The sequence below is a fragment of the Sphingomonas sp. ERG5 genome (assembly GCF_000803065.1).
Classification (GTDB): Bacteria; Pseudomonadota; Alphaproteobacteria; order Sphingomonadales; family Sphingomonadaceae; genus Sphingomonas.
Genome location: NZ_JSXI01000025.1, coordinates 18708 through 33796 on the forward strand (window position 1 = coordinate 18708; position 15089 = coordinate 33796).

The 15089-nt window shown below is 64.7% G+C and carries 14 protein-coding genes and 1 tRNA gene; 11 read left to right on the plus strand and 4 right to left on the minus strand.

What is annotated here, in order from left to right:
• Nucleotides 1-25: 25 nt before the first annotated feature.
• The 3 genes from OO12_RS10265 to OO12_RS10275 all read left to right on the plus strand — a co-directional run bounded on the left by OO12_RS10265 (nucleotide 26) and on the right by OO12_RS10275 (nucleotide 2577).
• A complete protein-coding gene (locus OO12_RS10265) occupies nucleotides 26-1939 on the plus strand; it encodes a potassium transporter Kup (protein ID WP_034158637.1) in 1914 nt (637 codons plus the stop codon).
• Nucleotides 1936-2445 (plus strand): 2'-5' RNA ligase family protein, encoded by a 510-nt coding sequence (locus tag OO12_RS10270; protein WP_034158592.1) that lies wholly within the window; start codon nucleotides 1936-1938, stop codon nucleotides 2443-2445. The genes OO12_RS10265 and OO12_RS10270 overlap by 4 nt, the downstream gene beginning before the upstream one ends.
• Nucleotides 2446-2500: 55 nt before the next feature.
• Nucleotides 2501-2577: transfer RNA gene (locus OO12_RS10275), tRNA-Met, on the plus strand.
• A gap of 24 nt (nucleotides 2578-2601) precedes the next feature.
• Here the strand turns inward: OO12_RS10275 and OO12_RS10280 are convergent.
• A complete protein-coding gene (locus tag OO12_RS10280) occupies nucleotides 2602-3237 on the minus strand; it encodes a peptidylprolyl isomerase (protein WP_082006466.1) in 636 nt (211 codons plus the stop codon).
• 169 nt (nucleotides 3238-3406) lie between these two features.
• On the opposite strand from OO12_RS10280, the gene trxB reads away from it, so the two are divergent.
• A complete protein-coding gene (gene trxB, locus OO12_RS10285; protein ID WP_034158594.1) occupies nucleotides 3407-4372 on the plus strand; it encodes a thioredoxin-disulfide reductase in 966 nt (321 codons plus the stop codon).
• 2 nt (nucleotides 4373-4374) lie between these two features.
• On the opposite strand, the gene OO12_RS10290 is transcribed toward trxB, so the two are convergent.
• The 3 genes from OO12_RS10290 to OO12_RS10300 are packed head-to-tail and all read right to left on the minus strand — an operon-like array spanning nucleotide 4375 to nucleotide 6100.
• Entirely contained in the window at nucleotides 4375-5160 is a 786-nt protein-coding gene (locus OO12_RS10290) for a hydrolase 1, exosortase A system-associated (RefSeq protein ID WP_034158595.1), read from the minus strand.
• Nucleotides 5148-5852, minus strand: a complete 705-nt coding sequence (locus tag OO12_RS10295) for a hypothetical protein (protein WP_034158596.1) — start codon at nucleotides 5850-5852, stop codon at nucleotides 5148-5150. The genes OO12_RS10290 and OO12_RS10295 overlap by 13 nt, the downstream gene beginning before the upstream one ends.
• Nucleotides 5849-6100 (minus strand): acyl carrier protein, encoded by a 252-nt coding sequence (locus tag OO12_RS10300; RefSeq protein WP_235364739.1) that lies wholly within the window; start codon nucleotides 6098-6100, stop codon nucleotides 5849-5851. Before OO12_RS10300 ends, OO12_RS10295 begins: the two co-directional genes overlap by 4 nt.
• A gap of 137 nt (nucleotides 6101-6237) precedes the next feature.
• Here OO12_RS10300 and OO12_RS10305 point away from each other — a divergent pair, with 137 nt between their 5' ends.
• The 7 genes from OO12_RS10305 (at nucleotide 6238) to OO12_RS10335 (ending at nucleotide 15087) form a co-directional block, all read left to right on the plus strand.
• Nucleotides 6238-7746, plus strand: a complete 1509-nt coding sequence (locus tag OO12_RS10305) for an acyl-CoA ligase (AMP-forming), exosortase A system-associated (protein WP_034158598.1) — start codon at nucleotides 6238-6240, stop codon at nucleotides 7744-7746.
• On the plus strand, nucleotides 7743-8978 hold the full coding sequence (locus tag OO12_RS10310) for a pyridoxal-dependent decarboxylase, exosortase A system-associated (protein WP_034158599.1): 1236 nt from the start codon (nucleotides 7743-7745) through the stop codon (nucleotides 8976-8978). The genes OO12_RS10305 and OO12_RS10310 overlap by 4 nt, the downstream gene beginning before the upstream one ends.
• A 153-nt stretch (nucleotides 8979-9131) precedes the next feature.
• A complete protein-coding gene (locus OO12_RS10315) occupies nucleotides 9132-9722 on the plus strand; it encodes an XrtA/PEP-CTERM system exopolysaccharide export protein (protein WP_235364743.1) in 591 nt (196 codons plus the stop codon).
• A 12-nt stretch (nucleotides 9723-9734) separates the two neighbouring features.
• The gene (locus tag OO12_RS10320) at nucleotides 9735-11252 is read left to right on the plus strand and encodes an XrtA system polysaccharide chain length determinant (protein WP_034158601.1); all 1518 of its coding nucleotides are present in this window, start codon (nucleotides 9735-9737) and stop codon (nucleotides 11250-11252) included.
• Nucleotides 11249-12286: an AAA family ATPase gene (locus OO12_RS10325; protein ID WP_034158602.1), complete on the plus strand. Its 1038-nt coding sequence runs from the start codon at nucleotides 11249-11251 to the stop codon at nucleotides 12284-12286. The genes OO12_RS10320 and OO12_RS10325 overlap by 4 nt, the downstream gene beginning before the upstream one ends.
• Nucleotides 12283-13881: a hypothetical protein gene (locus tag OO12_RS10330; protein ID WP_034158603.1), complete on the plus strand. Its 1599-nt coding sequence runs from the start codon at nucleotides 12283-12285 to the stop codon at nucleotides 13879-13881. Before OO12_RS10325 ends, OO12_RS10330 begins: the two co-directional genes overlap by 4 nt.
• A gap of 36 nt (nucleotides 13882-13917) precedes the next feature.
• Entirely contained in the window at nucleotides 13918-15087 is a 1170-nt protein-coding gene (locus OO12_RS10335) for an ExeA family protein (RefSeq protein ID WP_034158638.1), read from the plus strand.
• The last annotated feature ends 2 nt before the right edge of the window (nucleotides 15088-15089 follow it).

Consider the following 15089-nt stretch of genomic DNA (forward strand, 5'->3'; position numbering starts at 1 on the left):
CCCGGTGACCACCGGTACCCCTGAAATCGTCGCTGAACCGGGCGCCGACCAAGTCGGCGCGCCTGCGGCGCATTGCCATGGCCCCGACGGCATCATCAAATTGTCGCTTGGCGCGATCGGCGTGGTGTTCGGCGATATCGGCACCAGCCCGCTCTACGCGTTTCGGGAGACCTTTGCCGGGCATCACCCGCTGGCCGTCGATGCGTTCCACATCATGGGCGTGGTCAGCCTGATGTTCTGGTCGATGATGCTGGTCGTGACGGTCAAATATGTCAGCATCATCATGCGCGCCGACAATAAGGGCGAAGGGGGCAGTCTCGCCTTGCTCGCTTTGGTGTCGGGCAAGACCAAGACCAAGCGCTGGAGCGCCGGCATCGTGCTGCTCGGTGTGTTCGCCACCGCGCTGTTCTACGGCGACAGCATGATCACCCCGGCGGTGACCGTACTTGGCGCGGTCGAGGGGCTGGCGATCGCTGCGCCGGGCCTGGGCGGGCTGGTGCTGCCGATCGCGGTGGTCATCCTCGTCGCGCTCTTCTCGATCCAGCGCAGCGGCACCTCGAAGATCGGGCTGTTCTTCGGCCCGGTCATGCTGCTCTATTTCGCGGTCATCGCGACGCTCGGCCTGCTCAGCGTGATCAAGACGCCCGATATTCTCTGGGCCTTCTCGCCGCATTACGCGGTCGAATTCTTTCTCTACGACCCGGTGCGCGCTTTCCTGGCGCTTGGCTCGGTTGTGCTGGCGGTGACCGGCGCCGAGGCGCTCTATGCCGATATGGGGCATTTCGGCCGCAACCCGATTCGCGTCTCCTGGCTGTTCTTCGTGCTGCCGGCACTGATCATGAACTATATGGGGCAGGGTGCGATGCTGATGCGCGACGGCACGCCCGCGCTGGCCAGCCCGTTCTACCTGCTCGCACCTGAATATCTGCAGCTGCCGCTGGTGCTGCTCGCCACCGCTGCGGCGGTGATCGCCAGCCAGGCGGTGATCACCGGCGCCTTTTCGGTCACGCAACAGGCGATCCAGCTCGGCTTCATCCCGCGCCTGCGCATCGAACATACCAGCGCCTCGACCGCGGGGCAGATTTATATCCCGCTGGTCAACTGGCTGCTGATGGCCATGGTCCTGCTGTTGGTGCTGGCGTTCCGGTCGTCGGCCAACCTGACCTCGGCCTATGGCATCGCGGTGACCGGTGCGATGATGATCGACACCTGCCTGCTCGGCGTGGTGCTGTTCCGGTTGTGGAACTGGCCGTCCTATTATGCCGTCCCGCTGCTGGCGGTGCTGTTCCTGGTCGATGGCGCCTATTTCGCCGCCAACCTGACCAAGGTGCCTGATGGCGGCTGGTTCCCGCTGCTCATCGGGCTGATCATCTTCACCCTGCTGACCACCTGGGCCAAGGGCCGCAAGTTGATGATCGAGCGAATGCGCGAGGGCGCGATGCCGATCAAGGTGTTCATCCAGTCGGCCGCAACCTCGGCCACGCGCGTGCCCGGCACCGCGGTGTTCATGACCTCATCGCCCGAGGGGGTGCCGCACGCGCTGCTCCATAACCTCAAGCACAACAAGGTGCTGCACGAACGCATCATCCTGCTCACCATCAAGATCATGGACGAGCCCTATTATCCTGATGACGGCCGCTGTTACCTTGAGAATCTCGACCAGGGTTTCCACCGCATGGTGCTGAAATACGGCTTCATGCAGGAACCCGATGTGCCGGCCGCGCTGGCGCGCATCCATCAATGCGGTGCGGATTTCCGCATGATGGACACCAGCTTCTTCCTGTCGCGGCAGACGCTGCTGCTCTCGGCGCGGCCGGGAATGATGGTCTGGCGCGAAAAGCTCTTCGCCTGGATGTTGCGCAATGCGGAAAGCGCGATGGAGTTTTTCCGCCTGCCGACCAACCGCGTGGTCGAACTGGGCAGCCAGGTCGAGATTTGAGCGCAGCCGCCCCGATCATCGTCACGGCGCTGTTCGGCAAGCAGGACACGGCGTATTTCGACACCCTGCGCCGCGTGTATTTTCCAGCCGAACGCAATCAGTTGCCGGCGCATTTGACTATGTTCCATCATCTTGGGCCATCGCTCGAAGCGGAACTCAAGCAACGCCTCGCGGGCGAGACGCGCGGCGTGCCGGGGCCGGCAGCGCGCATCGCTGGCCTGATGTCGCTGGGCAAGGGTGTGGCATTCCGGATCGAATCACCCGAACTTGCCGACATCCGCGACCGGCTGGCCGACGCCTTCTCGGCAATGCTGACGCCGCAGGATGCCGTCGGATGGCGGCCGCACGTCACGGTACAGAACAAAGTGACGCCTGCCGAGGCCAAGGCGCTGCAAGCGGCGCTGGCGCTGGATTTCCGCCCGCGCCCGGTTGCAATCGCCGGTCTGGCGAGCTGGTGGTATCGTGGCGGCCCCTGGGAACCGCTGTCGCGTCATATGTTCGCTTGACCGCTTTCGCGCGCGTTCCTATAGCCCGCGCCTCGCGAGTGAAGCGGCCTTTCGGGGCGGAGTAGCTCAGCTGGTTAGAGCACGGGAATCATAATCCTGGGGTCGGGGGTTCAAGTCCCTCCTCCGCTACCACTCGCGAGCCTGTGCCAAGCCTGCTCAGGGCAAGCGCTTCGCGCTCCGAATCAGGATTGGCGGCACCAGCATCTGCCCCTTCATCACGCCTTCTCCGGCAGTCGGCGAGGGAGGTGCGTCGAGGATGCGTGTGACCACATCCATGCCCTCGACGACATGACCGAACGCGGCATAGCCAAGATTGTCGCCCGGCTGGCTCGGATCGGCATCGAGCGACGGCTGGTCACCGACGCTGATGGTAAAGTCGCCGGTCGCCGAGCCCGGAGCGTGACGCGCGATCGAGATCGTGCCGTTCAAATGCTTGAGGCCGGTCAGGGTGGTCGGCTCATGCTTGATCGGCGGCAGGACGCGCTTGGGGGCGTACTGCACCCCGAACTGAACGAATCCGAAGGCCGGAGCGACCTTGACCGTGCGATAGAAGCCGATGCCGTCAAGCCGCTTCTGATCGACATAGCGCAGGAAATTGGCCGTGGTGATCGGTGCGCGCTCCTTTTCGAGCTCAAGCACGATCCGGCCCTGATCCGTCTCAAGCGCGACACGCACCGTGGCGGGAGCTGGCGCAGGAGCGGGCACCGGGGTGGGGGCAGGTGGTGGAGCACTCTGGGCATGTGCACCGGACGCGCTCAGCGCGGCAGCCAGAAGAATCGGTCGGAAGAACATCGGCATCCTCATCCGCATGGTGTCGGCAGGCCTTATAACCCGATCACGCCCAATCACATCTAGGGCAGCAGCAAGAATCGATATCCTTCCACAGGCGCCATCACCTCCCATGTTGCATTGGCACGCGGGCACGCCTTAGAAGCGCGGCTTCGCCAGAACGGACGCTTTCATGACCACCCACACGACCAAGATGCTCATCCTCGGTTCCGGCCCCGCCGGCCTGTCCGCCGCCATCTATGGCGCGCGCGCCGGGATGGCGCCGATCGTCGTGCAGGGGATCCAGCCGGGCGGCCAGCTGACCACCACCACCGATGTCGAGAATTACCCCGGCTTCGCCGACGTGATCCAGGGGCCGTGGCTGATGGAGCAGATGCAGGCCCAGGCCGAGCATGTCGGCACGCGGCTGATGTGGGACACGATCGTCGAAGTCGACCTGACGCGTCGCCCGTTTCGGCTGATCGGCGATGGCGGCGATGTCTATGAAGGCGATGTGCTGGTCATCGCGACCGGCGCGCAGGCCAAATGGCTTGGGCTCGACAGCGAGGATCTGCTCAAGGGCAAGGGCGTCAGCGCCTGCGCGACCTGTGACGGTTTCTTCTATCGCGGCAAGCGCGTCGCGGTGATCGGCGGCGGCAACACCGCGGTCGAGGAAGCGCTATACCTGACCAACCATTCGCCCGATGTGACGCTGATCCACCGTCGCGACAGCTTCCGCGCCGAAAAGATCCTCCAGGACCGGCTGTTCGCGCACAAGGGCATCAAGGTGCTGTGGAACAAGGAAGTCGACAGCTTCGTCGATGGCGGCGGCACCGCAGGCCTGGTGGGTATCGACCTGCGCGACACGGTGACTGGAGAGATTTCGCGCGTCGATGTCGAGGGCGGTTTCGTTGCGATCGGGCATCATCCGGCCACCGAATTGTTCCGCGGCCATCTCGCGCTCGATTCGGACGGTTATATCGCGGTCGAGACCGGCACCACCCGCACTAGCGTGCCCGGCGTGTTCGCCTGCGGCGATGTGATGGACAAGATCTACCGCCAGGCGGTCACGGCGGCTGGAACCGGCTGTATGGCCGCGCTGGATGCCGAGCGCTTCCTTGCGACCGCCGAGTTCGAGGTCGCCGAAGCCGCCGAGTGACGTCATTCGCGCGCGAGCTGCGCGCGAATGACCGATTCAAGCTCGGCCGCATCAGTGGCACGGGCGAAGCTATGCGATGCGGTGTCGATGATATGTGTCTGCGGTGCCCAGCCATGGCGGCGGCAGGCGTCGGCGAACGCGATGGCGGTCGCGTCCTGTCGCGCAAGGATGAACGTCACGCTATCGGTGTGGCCGCTCAGCGCGCGTCGCACACGGGCCGCGAGGCTATGCGGTTCCTGAGTATTACTCCTCGAAGCTTTCAATAAGCCTTTGAATAATTTTCCAAAGCTGATTCCACCCTTGATCAGCCGAAGCCAGGTCCCCGGATCGCGCAGCCGCTCGACATAACGCGCGCGGATCGCAGCGGCGGGCGGTAGATCGTCATCCTCCTCAATCACCCAGGGATTGGACAGGATCAGCGTTTCGATGCCCGCAACCTCATGGAACAGCGCAAGCGCGGTTGCTGCATCGCAATTGCCGAACGCGGCCAGACGCGTAACGTGCGGAACTTCCGCGCGAAAAGCTGTCGCTGCCGCTTTGATGTCATCGGCCGAGCTTTCGAAGCCGCCATTCTCGCCGCTCGAATCGCCAATGCCGCGCCGGTCGAAGCGAAACACGGGAATGCCTGCCGCCGCGAGCCGTGCCGCGAGCAAGGCCATGCCGCGGTGCGCGCCGATGCGGATTTCATTGCCGCCGGAAACGATCAGCAAGCCGACGCTACCCGGCGCCACGTCGAGCGTCCCGAGCAGCGTTTCGCCGGCGCAAGGGAAGGAGACTATGCGGCGCATGTCGCGATCCAGGTGGCGATGTCGTGCGCAAGGAGCTTGGCCAGGACGAGGTCGTTGCCGGGCTCGGCACGCCGCCAGAGCGGTGCGCCGGCCGTCTTCAGGTCGGCAGGCTGAGCGTCGGTATCCAGCCGGACTGTACGCAGCACCCCGCCGGTCGACGGCGTGGCATCGTTGAGAACGGTCAACAAGGCGCGACTGATGCGATTGCCCGCGAGTTCGAGTGGTGGACCGGGTCGTTCGATCGCGGATGGATCGAACGCTTCGCCACCGTCCTTTGCCGCCGCGAGGCGGGCGCGAAGCATGTCACGGACCAGCGCGGCACCGGGAGCGGGAGCGAAATGCCAGCGGCTGGCGACTGGCGCGTTCTGATCGATCAATGCGCCTCCGCGGATCGCGATGGCATGGACGGGGCCGGTGGTGCGCAGTGAAGCGGCAGCAGACGAAAATGCCTTTTGCCAATTGTTTAAGGATGATTGTTCAGTCTCAATAAGACTTTCGTTCGTACCTGGAAGATCGGGCAGGGCACTGCCGATACCGCGCGCTGCCAATTGACGCAGAATGGCGACCATGAACGCGCGTGTCCGGTTCGCTTCCTCGAACAACGGCATTGCGGCGATCACGACCGGGCCAGTGGTGGGACCGAAGCGAAGCATCGCTTCCCGTCCGCCGGACCAGTCGTAGGAGTCGATCACCCCGTGGCCTTGGCGGTGGCGAAGCGCACCAATGCGCCGAACGTCTCAAGCATCTCGCCATCGACTTCGTCGTCTTCGATCAGGATGCCGAGCCGCTCCTCGATCTCGGTCAGCAGGCCGGCAACAGCCATTGAATCGAGTTCGGGCAGCGCGCCGAACAGCGGCGTTTCGCTCCGGAACGTCGCAACGCGCTCCTCGCTCAGGCCAAGCACGTCGCGAAGGACGGCGCGGATCGTGGCGTCGATCATTTGCGTGTCATCAGGAAGCACTGCGAACCCTTGATTTCCCCCGTTATGGAGCCGCCGTTAGAGAATGCCGGGGTTTATGCCAAGGGCAACGCGAACGGGCGGCTTGGCAGCACGGTGGTGGAGGCTATCAAGGACGCATGACCGCTCTCGACCCTGTTCCGTATCCGATCGACGCGTTGCCCGCGCGTGGCGCGGCCGATGACATCGCGCTGATTGACCGTGCCGGCACGCTCAGCTTTGCCGAACTGGAGGCGCTGACCGGACAAGTGGCAGCCTGGCTAGCCGTGCAAGGCCTTGCGCCAGGCGACCGGATCGCAAGCTGGCTGCCCAAGACGCGGATGGCATGCGTGCTGCCGATGGCGGCCCCGCGCGCGGGGCTGGTGCATGTGCCGGTCAATCCGATGCTCAAGCACGGCCAGGTCGCGCACATTCTGGCCGACAGTGGAGCATCGCTGCTGATCACCCAATCGGTGCGTGCCGGTACGCTGGAGACCGGGGATGTGCCCGCCAATTGCCGGATCGCGCTGGAGGACGAGGTAACGGCACGTGACGTCATGCCATCATCCGCCGCCGATCCCGGTGCTCTAGCAGCGATCCTCTATACGTCCGGATCGACCGGTCGGCCCAAGGGCGTAATGCTCAGCCACGCCAATATGTGGCTCGGCGCGATCTCGGTGGCGCATTATCTGAAGCTGGTGCCCGCCGATCGCGTGCTCGGTGTGCTGCCGTTGAGCTTCGATTATGGACAGAATCAGCTCTTCTCGACCTGGGCCGCGGGCGCGAGCTATGCGCCGCTCGACTATCTGACCGCGCGCGATGTCGTAAAGGCGATCGAGCGGCTGGAGGCGACGACATTGGCGGGTGTGCCGCCGCTTTGGGTCCAGTTGCTCGAAGCGGACTGGCCGGCCGAGACCGCCGCGCGGCTGAAGCGGCTGACCAATTCGGGCGGCGCTTTGACGCCGCGCATGGTCCGCGGCTTGCGCGGGCGTTTTCCGGACGCGGATCTCTATCCGATGTACGGACTGACCGAGGCGTTTCGTTCGACTTATCTCGATCCCGCGCTGGTCGATGCGCATCCCGACGCGATGGGACGAGCGATCCCCTTTACCGAGGTGATGACGGTGCGCGCGGATGGTTCGCGCGCTGGGCCGGGCGAGCCGGGCGAGCTGGTTCATGCCGGCCCGCTGGTGGCGCAGGGCTATTGGCAGGACGCGGAACGCACCGCGCAGCGCTTCCGTGCCGCGCCCGACTGGGCGGAGTCGGGTGGCATGGCGGTGTGGTCGGGCGACACGGTGGTCGAGGGCGTGGACGGCCTGTTCCGATTTGTCGGGCGCGATGACGAGATGATCAAATCCGCCGGCAACCGGATCAGCCCGACCGAAATCGAGGAAGCCGTGTTGTCGGGCGGCGAGGTGGCGGAAGCGGTGGCATTGGGTGTGGCGGACCCACGGCTGGGTCAGGCGATCCTCGTTGTCGGCCGGGCGATTGGCGATGCCGGTGATGCCGAAGTCCGGCTGCGCGATCGGCTCCGGCGCGATTTGCCGAGCTTCATGCAACCGGTGCGTTATGAATGGCGCGAGGCATTGCCTCGTAACGCCAATGGTAAACTCGACCGGGCGACGCTGAGGGCGGAGATGACGTCATGAAGCCAATGGGGGCGATACCCGCGGAATTCTTGGGGCCAGGGCCGTTGACGATCGCCGGTCGCAGTGCTGCGGAATGGATCGATGCGGCGGGCAGCAGCCCGGTTTTCGTCTATGATGCCGGTATCGCCGCGGCACGCGTGGCGCGATTCCGCGCCGCGATGCCGGCGGGGCTGGACCTGCATTATGCGATCAAGGCCAATCCGGCGCCGCCGATGATCGCGGCGCTGGCGCGACTGGTCGACGGGCTTGACGTCGCCTCGGCCGGCGAATTGTCGCTGGCGCTGGCGGAAAAGCCGACCGACCGGATCAGCTTTGCCGGGCCCGGCAAGCGCGATGCCGAGCTCGAGGCGGCAATTGGCGCTGGCGCGACGATCAATCTGGAATCGGAAGGCGAGGCGGCGCGGGCCATTGCCGCGGGGCAGCGGCTTTGCGCTACACCGCGCCTTGCCGTGCGGGTGAATCCGGACATGGAGCTGCGCGGGTCTGGCATGAAGATGGGTGGACGGGCTTCCCCCTTTGGCGTCGATGCCGACCGCGTGCCGGCGCTGGTCAAGCAGATCATCGCGAGCGGCGCGGACTGGCGCGGCTTTCATATCTTCGCCGGATCCCAGGCGCTCAGCGCCGAGGCGATCATCGATACCCAGGCCGAGACGCTGGCGCTGGCCGGGCGCCTGGCAGACGATGTTGGCGTCATGCCGCCACTGGTCAATCTCGGCGGTGGCTTCGGCATCCCCTATTTCCCGGGTGACGTCACGCTCGATGTCGAAGCGATCGGCGCCGCATTGGCCGAACGGCTGGCGGAGCGGGCCGGCTCGCTGGCCGATACGCGGTTTGCGATCGAGCTGGGTCGCTGGCTGGTTGGCGAATGCGGCGTTTATCTGACTCGCGTGATCGACCGGAAGGAGAGCCGGGGCGAGGCGTTCCTGGTCGTCGATGGCGGACTGCATCATCAACTCGCGGCGTCGGGCAATTTCGGGACGGTGGTGAAGCGCAATTATCCTGTGGCGGTCGCCACCGCCGCTTATGATGCCCCGACCGAAACGGTCAGCGTCGTCGGATGCCTGTGCACGCCGCTCGACCGGCTCGCCGATCGCGTGACCCTGCCGGTGGCGCAGCCGGGTGACATCATCGCCATCTTCATGGCCGGCGCCTATGGTCTGACGGCGAGCCCGGCAGCCTTTCTCGGGCATCCCCAGCCAGCGGAAATCACGGCCAACGCCAGACAATCCTAACGCTATCTTTACCTCCTTAATCGCATAGCGCCGATGTAGCCGTGCGCCTCGCTGGAATGACGTCACCAGCGAAACGCGTTGCGGCAGGAGGCCAGTGCAATGCGTTTTTCGACTATTCCCAAGGGGTTCGCCGTCGCAGGGATCGCGGCGACCATGCTCAATGGTTGCACCGGCGGGGGTGGCCGATCGCAATTGCCGCCTGCGTCCTTCGTGGCGAAGCAGGAACAGCCGGGCGAGGAATATGTCATTGGCCCGCTCGACCAGCTCAACATTTTCGTGTGGCGCAACCCCGAACTGTCGGCGAAGGTGCAGGTGCGCCCCGACGGCCGGATCACCACACCGCTGATTTCGGACATGCCCGCAGTCGGCAAGACCCCGGCGATGCTCGCTGACGATATGAAGATCGCGCTGAGCGAATATATCAAGGATCCGATCGTCTCGGTGATCGTGGAGAATTTCTCCGGCACGTTCAGCCAGCAGGTGCGCATCGTCGGCGCGACCGAAAAGCCGGCGTCGATCCCGTATCGCGCCAACATGACGTTGCTCGACGCGATGATCGCGGTCGGGGGCTTGAGCCAATATGCCGCCGGCAACAAGGCCCGGCTGGTGCGCTACGACCGTACCACCGGCAAGCAGGTCGAATATAATATCAAGCTCTCCAGCTTGCTGAAGAATGGCGATGCCAAGGCAAATGTCCGGCTGGAACCGGGTGACGTCATCATCATCCCCGAATCGATGTTCTGAGGGGGGCCGGGGGTGAACGGACTTTATGATGAACTGAGGGTCGCGATACATGCGGTCTGGACGCGGCGCTGGCTGGCGCTCGCGGTCGCCTGGGGAATCGCGGTTGTCGGCTGGTTCGTCGTGGCGCAAATCCCCAGCAGCTACGAATCGCGGGCCCGCGTATTCGTCCAGATGCAGTCTATCCTGCCGTCCAAGATCGGCATCACGCAGATGGAACAGCAGCAGGACGTCGACCGGGTGCGCCAGACGCTGACCTCGGCGGTCAATCTGCAGAAGGTCGTACGCGGCACCGATCTTGCCAATACCGTATCAACCGATCGCGACATCGCGGATCGGGTCGCCGGACTGCAAAAGGCGATCAAGGTCACCGCGCAGCAGGATAATCTGTTCGAAATCACCGCGACCGGCAGCAGTCCGAAGGTCGTGCGCCAGATTGTGCAGAAGCTGATCGACATCTTCGTCGAGGAAAATCTTGCCGGCGATCGCGACGAGACCAGCCAGACCCTGCGTTTTCTCGATGCGCAGCTCGAGCAGCGCCAGAAGCAGTTGCAGGACGCAGAGGCGAAAAAAACGGATTTCCAGAACCGCTATCTCGGCTCGCTGCCGGGCACCGGGTCGCTGACCGATCGCATGGGGGCTTCCCGCACGCAGATGGCGCAGGTCGACAGCGATCTCGCTGCAGCGCAATCGAGCCTTGCCGCAGTCACCGGTCAGATGGCGGGGACACCGCAGAATGTTGCCGGTGTCGGTGGTGGACCGACGGCCGGGCCGGCGCGTGCGCGGCTCGCCGCGATCCAGGGGCAGATTGCCGAAGCACGTGGCCGCGGCTTTACCGACAATCATCCCGACATGGTGGCGCTCAGGGGCCAGTTGGCGGCGGCACAGGCCGCTGCGCGCAACGAGCCGGTGGTCGGCGGCGGGGCGGGAAGCGCGTCCAACCCGCTCTATCTGTCGTTGCGTTCGATGCAGGCCGAGAAGCAGTCGCAAGTCGCCGCGCTGATGATGCGCAAGAAGCAGCTGCAGGGCGATCTCGACACGATCAATTCGAAGCTGGCGGGCGACCCGGCGGTTGCCGCCGAACAGGGGCAGATCGAACGCAATTATGCGGTCCTGAAGGACCAGTATGACAAGATGCTCGCTGACCGCGAAGACATCAAGCTGCGCGGCCAGGCCCAGACCCAGACCGACGCGGTCAAATTCAGCGTGATCGATCCGCCGACCGCACCGCGCGTGCCCAATGCGCCGAACCGGCCATTGCTACTCACCGGCGCATTGATCGCCGCGATTTGCGGCGGGATCGGCGCGGCCTTTGCGATGGGCCAGTTGCAGACGACCTTTGCGACGTCCGGCCGGCTGGAACGCGCGACCGGCATGCCGGTGATCGGGTCGATCGGCGAGATGGTGACCAAGGCGCAGATCGCCGATCGTCGCCGCAAGCTGATGTATTTCGGCGGCGGCGCGGCAGCGCTGGCCGTCGCCTATGTGGCGCTGCTCGGCGTCGAAATGGTTTCGCGGGGGATGGCGGCATGACCGAGGCGCCACGGAAGATACAGGCGTCGTTGCTCGAACGCGCGGCGCAGGTTTATGATTTCGACGCGCATCTGCGCGCTCGTGGGGCCTTGCCGGGGCTGCCGGCATCGGCTCCCGAGCCTGAATTTGCACCGATTCCCAAGCCTGTGCCCGTGATCAAGCCGGCCTTGGTCCTGGAGCCTGTCGCTGCTCCTGATCCCGAGCCCGTTCTCAAGCCGGTGCCGCAGCCAATCCGGCAGCACACCGCGCCAGCGGCAGCCCCGGCGCCTCGCACGCGTCCTCGTCCGGGCGGGGCAGGGGCATCGATTGCGATTGATCGCGCGATGCTGGCAGAAAGAGGGTTGCTGGTTCCCGGCGCCGCCGTCGATGCGCTGGCCGAGGAGTTTCGTCTGGTGAAGCGGCATTTGCTGCTTACCGCGCGGACCGTGAAGCTGCAGGATGAGGACCGGTCGCGCGCCATATTGGTGTGTTCGCCTAATACGGATGAGGGCAAGACCTTTTGCGCGGTCAATCTGGCGATCTCGCTGGCGGCCGAGCGCGACACCGAAGTGCTGCTGGTCGATGCCGATTTCGCCAAGCCCGATGTGATGCGACGCCTGGGCGCGAGTGACGGGCCGGGTCTGCTCGACGTGCTCGCCGATCCGAGGATCGAGGTCGAAAGCTGTGTCGTCGCGACCGATATCCCGCAACTCAGCCTGTTGCCGTGCGGGACCAAGTCGAACACCGACACCGAATTGCTGGCCAGCGACCGTACTGCCGCGCTGATCGCGACGCTGCTCGCGGCGGATCCGCACCGCATCATCATCTTCGATTCGCCGCCCGCATTGGCGGCCTCACCTGCCGGTGTGCTCGCCACGCAGGTCGGGCAGGTCATGCTGGTGGTCCGTGCCGACAAGACGAGCGAGGGCGACCTGCGTCAGGCGGTCGCGCTGCTCGATGGGTGCGACCATATTCAACTGGTCCTGAACGCCGTGTCGTTCGTCCCCGGGGGCCGCCGCTTCGGTAGCTATTATGGCCAGGAGGACGCCACGTGACGCGGGCCCATTATCTCATCGCCGCCGGCATGATCGCGCTCGTCGCGAGCCCCGCCGCCGCGCGCGAAAAATCGATCGCGCCTTACATCGAACTCGGTCAGGTGCTGACCGCTGATCTCAATGGCGGCGACGTCCTGACCTATTCGACCATTGCCGCTGGCGTCGATGCGTCGATCCACAATCGGCGGGCTGAGGTGCAGATCAGCTATCGTTACGAACGTCGGATCAGCTGGAACAAGAATGTCGGCGATGACGACATTCATAGCGGTTTGGCGCGCGCAGCGGTGAAGGTCGCCCCGGGCGTGAGCATCGAGGGCGGTGCGCTGGCGACTCGCGCGCGGTCGGATATTCGCGGATCGGCGCCGGTGGGGCTCGCCGGCAATGTCGACAATATCAGCCAGGTCTATTCGGCTTATGTCGGTCCAACGGTATCGACTCATGTCGGCCCGGTCAGCGTCGGGGCGAGCTATCGTTTCGCCTATACCAAGGTTGAGGACCCCGGCTTCACCGGTGTGGCTCCGGGCAGCCCGCGGCTCGACAATTACGACAGTTCGAGAAGCCATGTCCTGCAGGCGAGCGCCGGGGTGAAGGCGGGCACCGTGCTGCCGGTCGGGGTGACCGTCAGCGGCGCTTATGAGCGCGAGGATGCCGGCCAGCTCGACCAACGCTACGAAGGCAAATATGGCCGCGCCGACCTGGTCCTGCCGGTTTTGCCGACGCTCGCGCTCACCGCGGGCGTGGGTTATGAGAAGATCGAAATCAGCCAGCGCGACGCGGTCGTGGACGGCACCGGTCAGCCGGTGGTCGATTCCAACGGCCGCTTCCGCACCGATCCCGCCTCGCCGCGTCGTATTGCCTATGAAACCGACGGGCTGATCTACGACGCCGGCGTCATCTGGAAACCGTCGTCGCGCACCACGCTGCAGGCGCGTGTCGGCAAGCGTTATGGCGGCACGATCTACACCGGCTCGCTGAGCTACGCCGCGACCCGTTCGCTCGGGATCCAGATCGGCGTGTATGACAGCGTCGAAACCTTTGGGCGTCAGTTGCGCGATGGTATCGCCGGCCTGCCGACGAGCTTCGTCGAGCAGCGCGATTCATTCGGTCAGCAATTTTCCGGCTGCACCTTCGGCACATCGAGCGCGTCGACCGGCGGGTGCCTGAACGATGTGTTCCAGTCGATCGCTACTGCGAGCTATCGCGCACGCGGCATCGATGCCGTGATCTCGGCAAACCGCGGCCCCCTGAGCTTCGGTGTCGGTGCGGGTTATGCCAATCGCCGCTTCTACGCGCCGAGAGGCGGCACCGGCTACAGCGTCAATGGCGTGACCGACGAGAGCTATTATGCCCAGGCGTTCCTGTCGGCATCGCTTGACCGGAATTCCGGCATCAGCGCCAATGTCGTCGCCAATTATTTCGAGAGCGGTATCGGTAACACGCCGGGCATCTTCTCAGCGGGAGCGACGGGGCTCTACTATCGTAATTTCGGACGCATCGGGGCGACCGTGTCGGCCGGAATCTATTCGTTCAGCCAGGAAGGTGCGGACGATCAATATTCGGCACAGGCGCAAGTGGGTGTGCGGTATCAATTCTGAAAGGTGTAGAGCGTTAGCTCGCACAGGGTGGTGACGATGTACGACGATCATTATGGATTGAGCGGACGACCGTTCCAGCTGACGCCGGATCCGCGTTTCTGGTTCGACACCGCGACTCACCGCAAGGCGATGGCCTATCTCGGCTATGGGCTGAGCCAGGGTGAGGGCTTTATCGTCATCACAGGCGATGTCGGGGCGGGCAAGACGACCCTGGTCGGCCATTTGATGGCGACGGTCGATCGCGAACGGCTGCATATCATCAAGATCGTCTCGACTCAGATCGAGGCCGATGATTTGCTGCGCATGGTCGCGGGCGGGCTTGATATCGACACCGCAGGCCAGACCAAGTCGCAGTTGCTTGCCGCGATCGAGCGAGGCCTGCACGCTACCGCGCGGTCGGGACGGCGCACCTTGCTGATCGTCGACGAGGCGCAGGCGCTCCCGGTGTCGGCGCTCGAAGAATTGCGCATGCTGTCCAATTTCCAGGCGGGCGGGCATGCGCTGCTGCAGATATTCCTGCTTGGCCAGCCCGAGTTCCGCCAACGGCTGCATGGCTCCGACCGGCTCGAACAATTGCGCCAGCGTGTCATCGCGATGCATCATCTCGACCCGATGGGGCCGGAAGAAGTCGAACCCTATATGGTCCATCGCTTGTCGGTGGTGGGATGGCAGGGCCGCCCGAGCTTCACACCCGAAGCGTTCCAGGCATTGTATCACGGCTCCGGCGGCGTGCCGCGCGTGCTTAATCAGCTTGCCGGTCGGGTATTGTTGTTCGGTGCGATCGAGCAGTTGGAATGCATCGATAGTGAGGTGGTCGAGGCGGTGATCACCGATATCGCCGGAGACTCCCCGGTGTCACGGCACACCGTCACCGCCAAGCCCGAGCCGGCGGAAGCTCCCCGGCCGCTGCCGATCGTCGATGAAGCGACGGTGCCAAGCGAACCGCGTCCGATCCGCGCCGAGCGTGAGGCGGCATTGTCCCAAACGCCGCCGACACCGCTCGAGGTAGCAACCGCGACGGAGTCGGAAATCGTGCCGGAAATGGCGGCTCCCGATCTGGTGCTCCTCGAGCGCATTGCAGCACTTGAGGAGCGCGTCGAGGAACAGGAAGCGGCGCTGCGCCGTGTCCTGACTTTGCTGGTCGACTGGGTCGAGGGTGAATCCAGCCCGGATATCGCGTCTGTGCGTCACGCGGCGGGGCGGTAGCC

What these genes read in the sequence shown, in the direction of transcription:
- OO12_RS10280 (WP_082006466.1), bottom strand. Translation starts at nt 3,237, where the DNA reads ATGTTCTTCCGACCGATTCTTCTGGCTGCCGCGCTGAGCGCGTCCGGT.
- trxB (WP_034158594.1), top strand. Translation starts at nt 3,407, where the DNA reads ATGACCACCCACACGACCAAGATGCTCATCCTCGGTTCCGGCCCCGCC.
- OO12_RS10290 (WP_034158595.1), bottom strand. Translation starts at nt 5,160, where the DNA reads ATGCGCCGCATAGTCTCCTTCCCTTGCGCCGGCGAAACGCTGCTCGGG.
- OO12_RS10300 (WP_235364739.1), bottom strand. Translation starts at nt 6,100, where the DNA reads ATGATCGACGCCACGATCCGCGCCGTCCTTCGCGACGTGCTTGGCCTG.
- OO12_RS10305 (WP_034158598.1), top strand. Translation starts at nt 6,238, where the DNA reads ATGACCGCTCTCGACCCTGTTCCGTATCCGATCGACGCGTTGCCCGCG.
- OO12_RS10310 (WP_034158599.1), top strand. Translation starts at nt 7,743, where the DNA reads ATGAAGCCAATGGGGGCGATACCCGCGGAATTCTTGGGGCCAGGGCCG.
- OO12_RS10315 (WP_235364743.1), top strand. Translation starts at nt 9,132, where the DNA reads ATGCTCAATGGTTGCACCGGCGGGGGTGGCCGATCGCAATTGCCGCCT.
- OO12_RS10325 (WP_034158602.1), top strand. Translation starts at nt 11,249, where the DNA reads ATGACCGAGGCGCCACGGAAGATACAGGCGTCGTTGCTCGAACGCGCG.
- OO12_RS10335 (WP_034158638.1), top strand. Translation starts at nt 13,918, where the DNA reads ATGTACGACGATCATTATGGATTGAGCGGACGACCGTTCCAGCTGACG.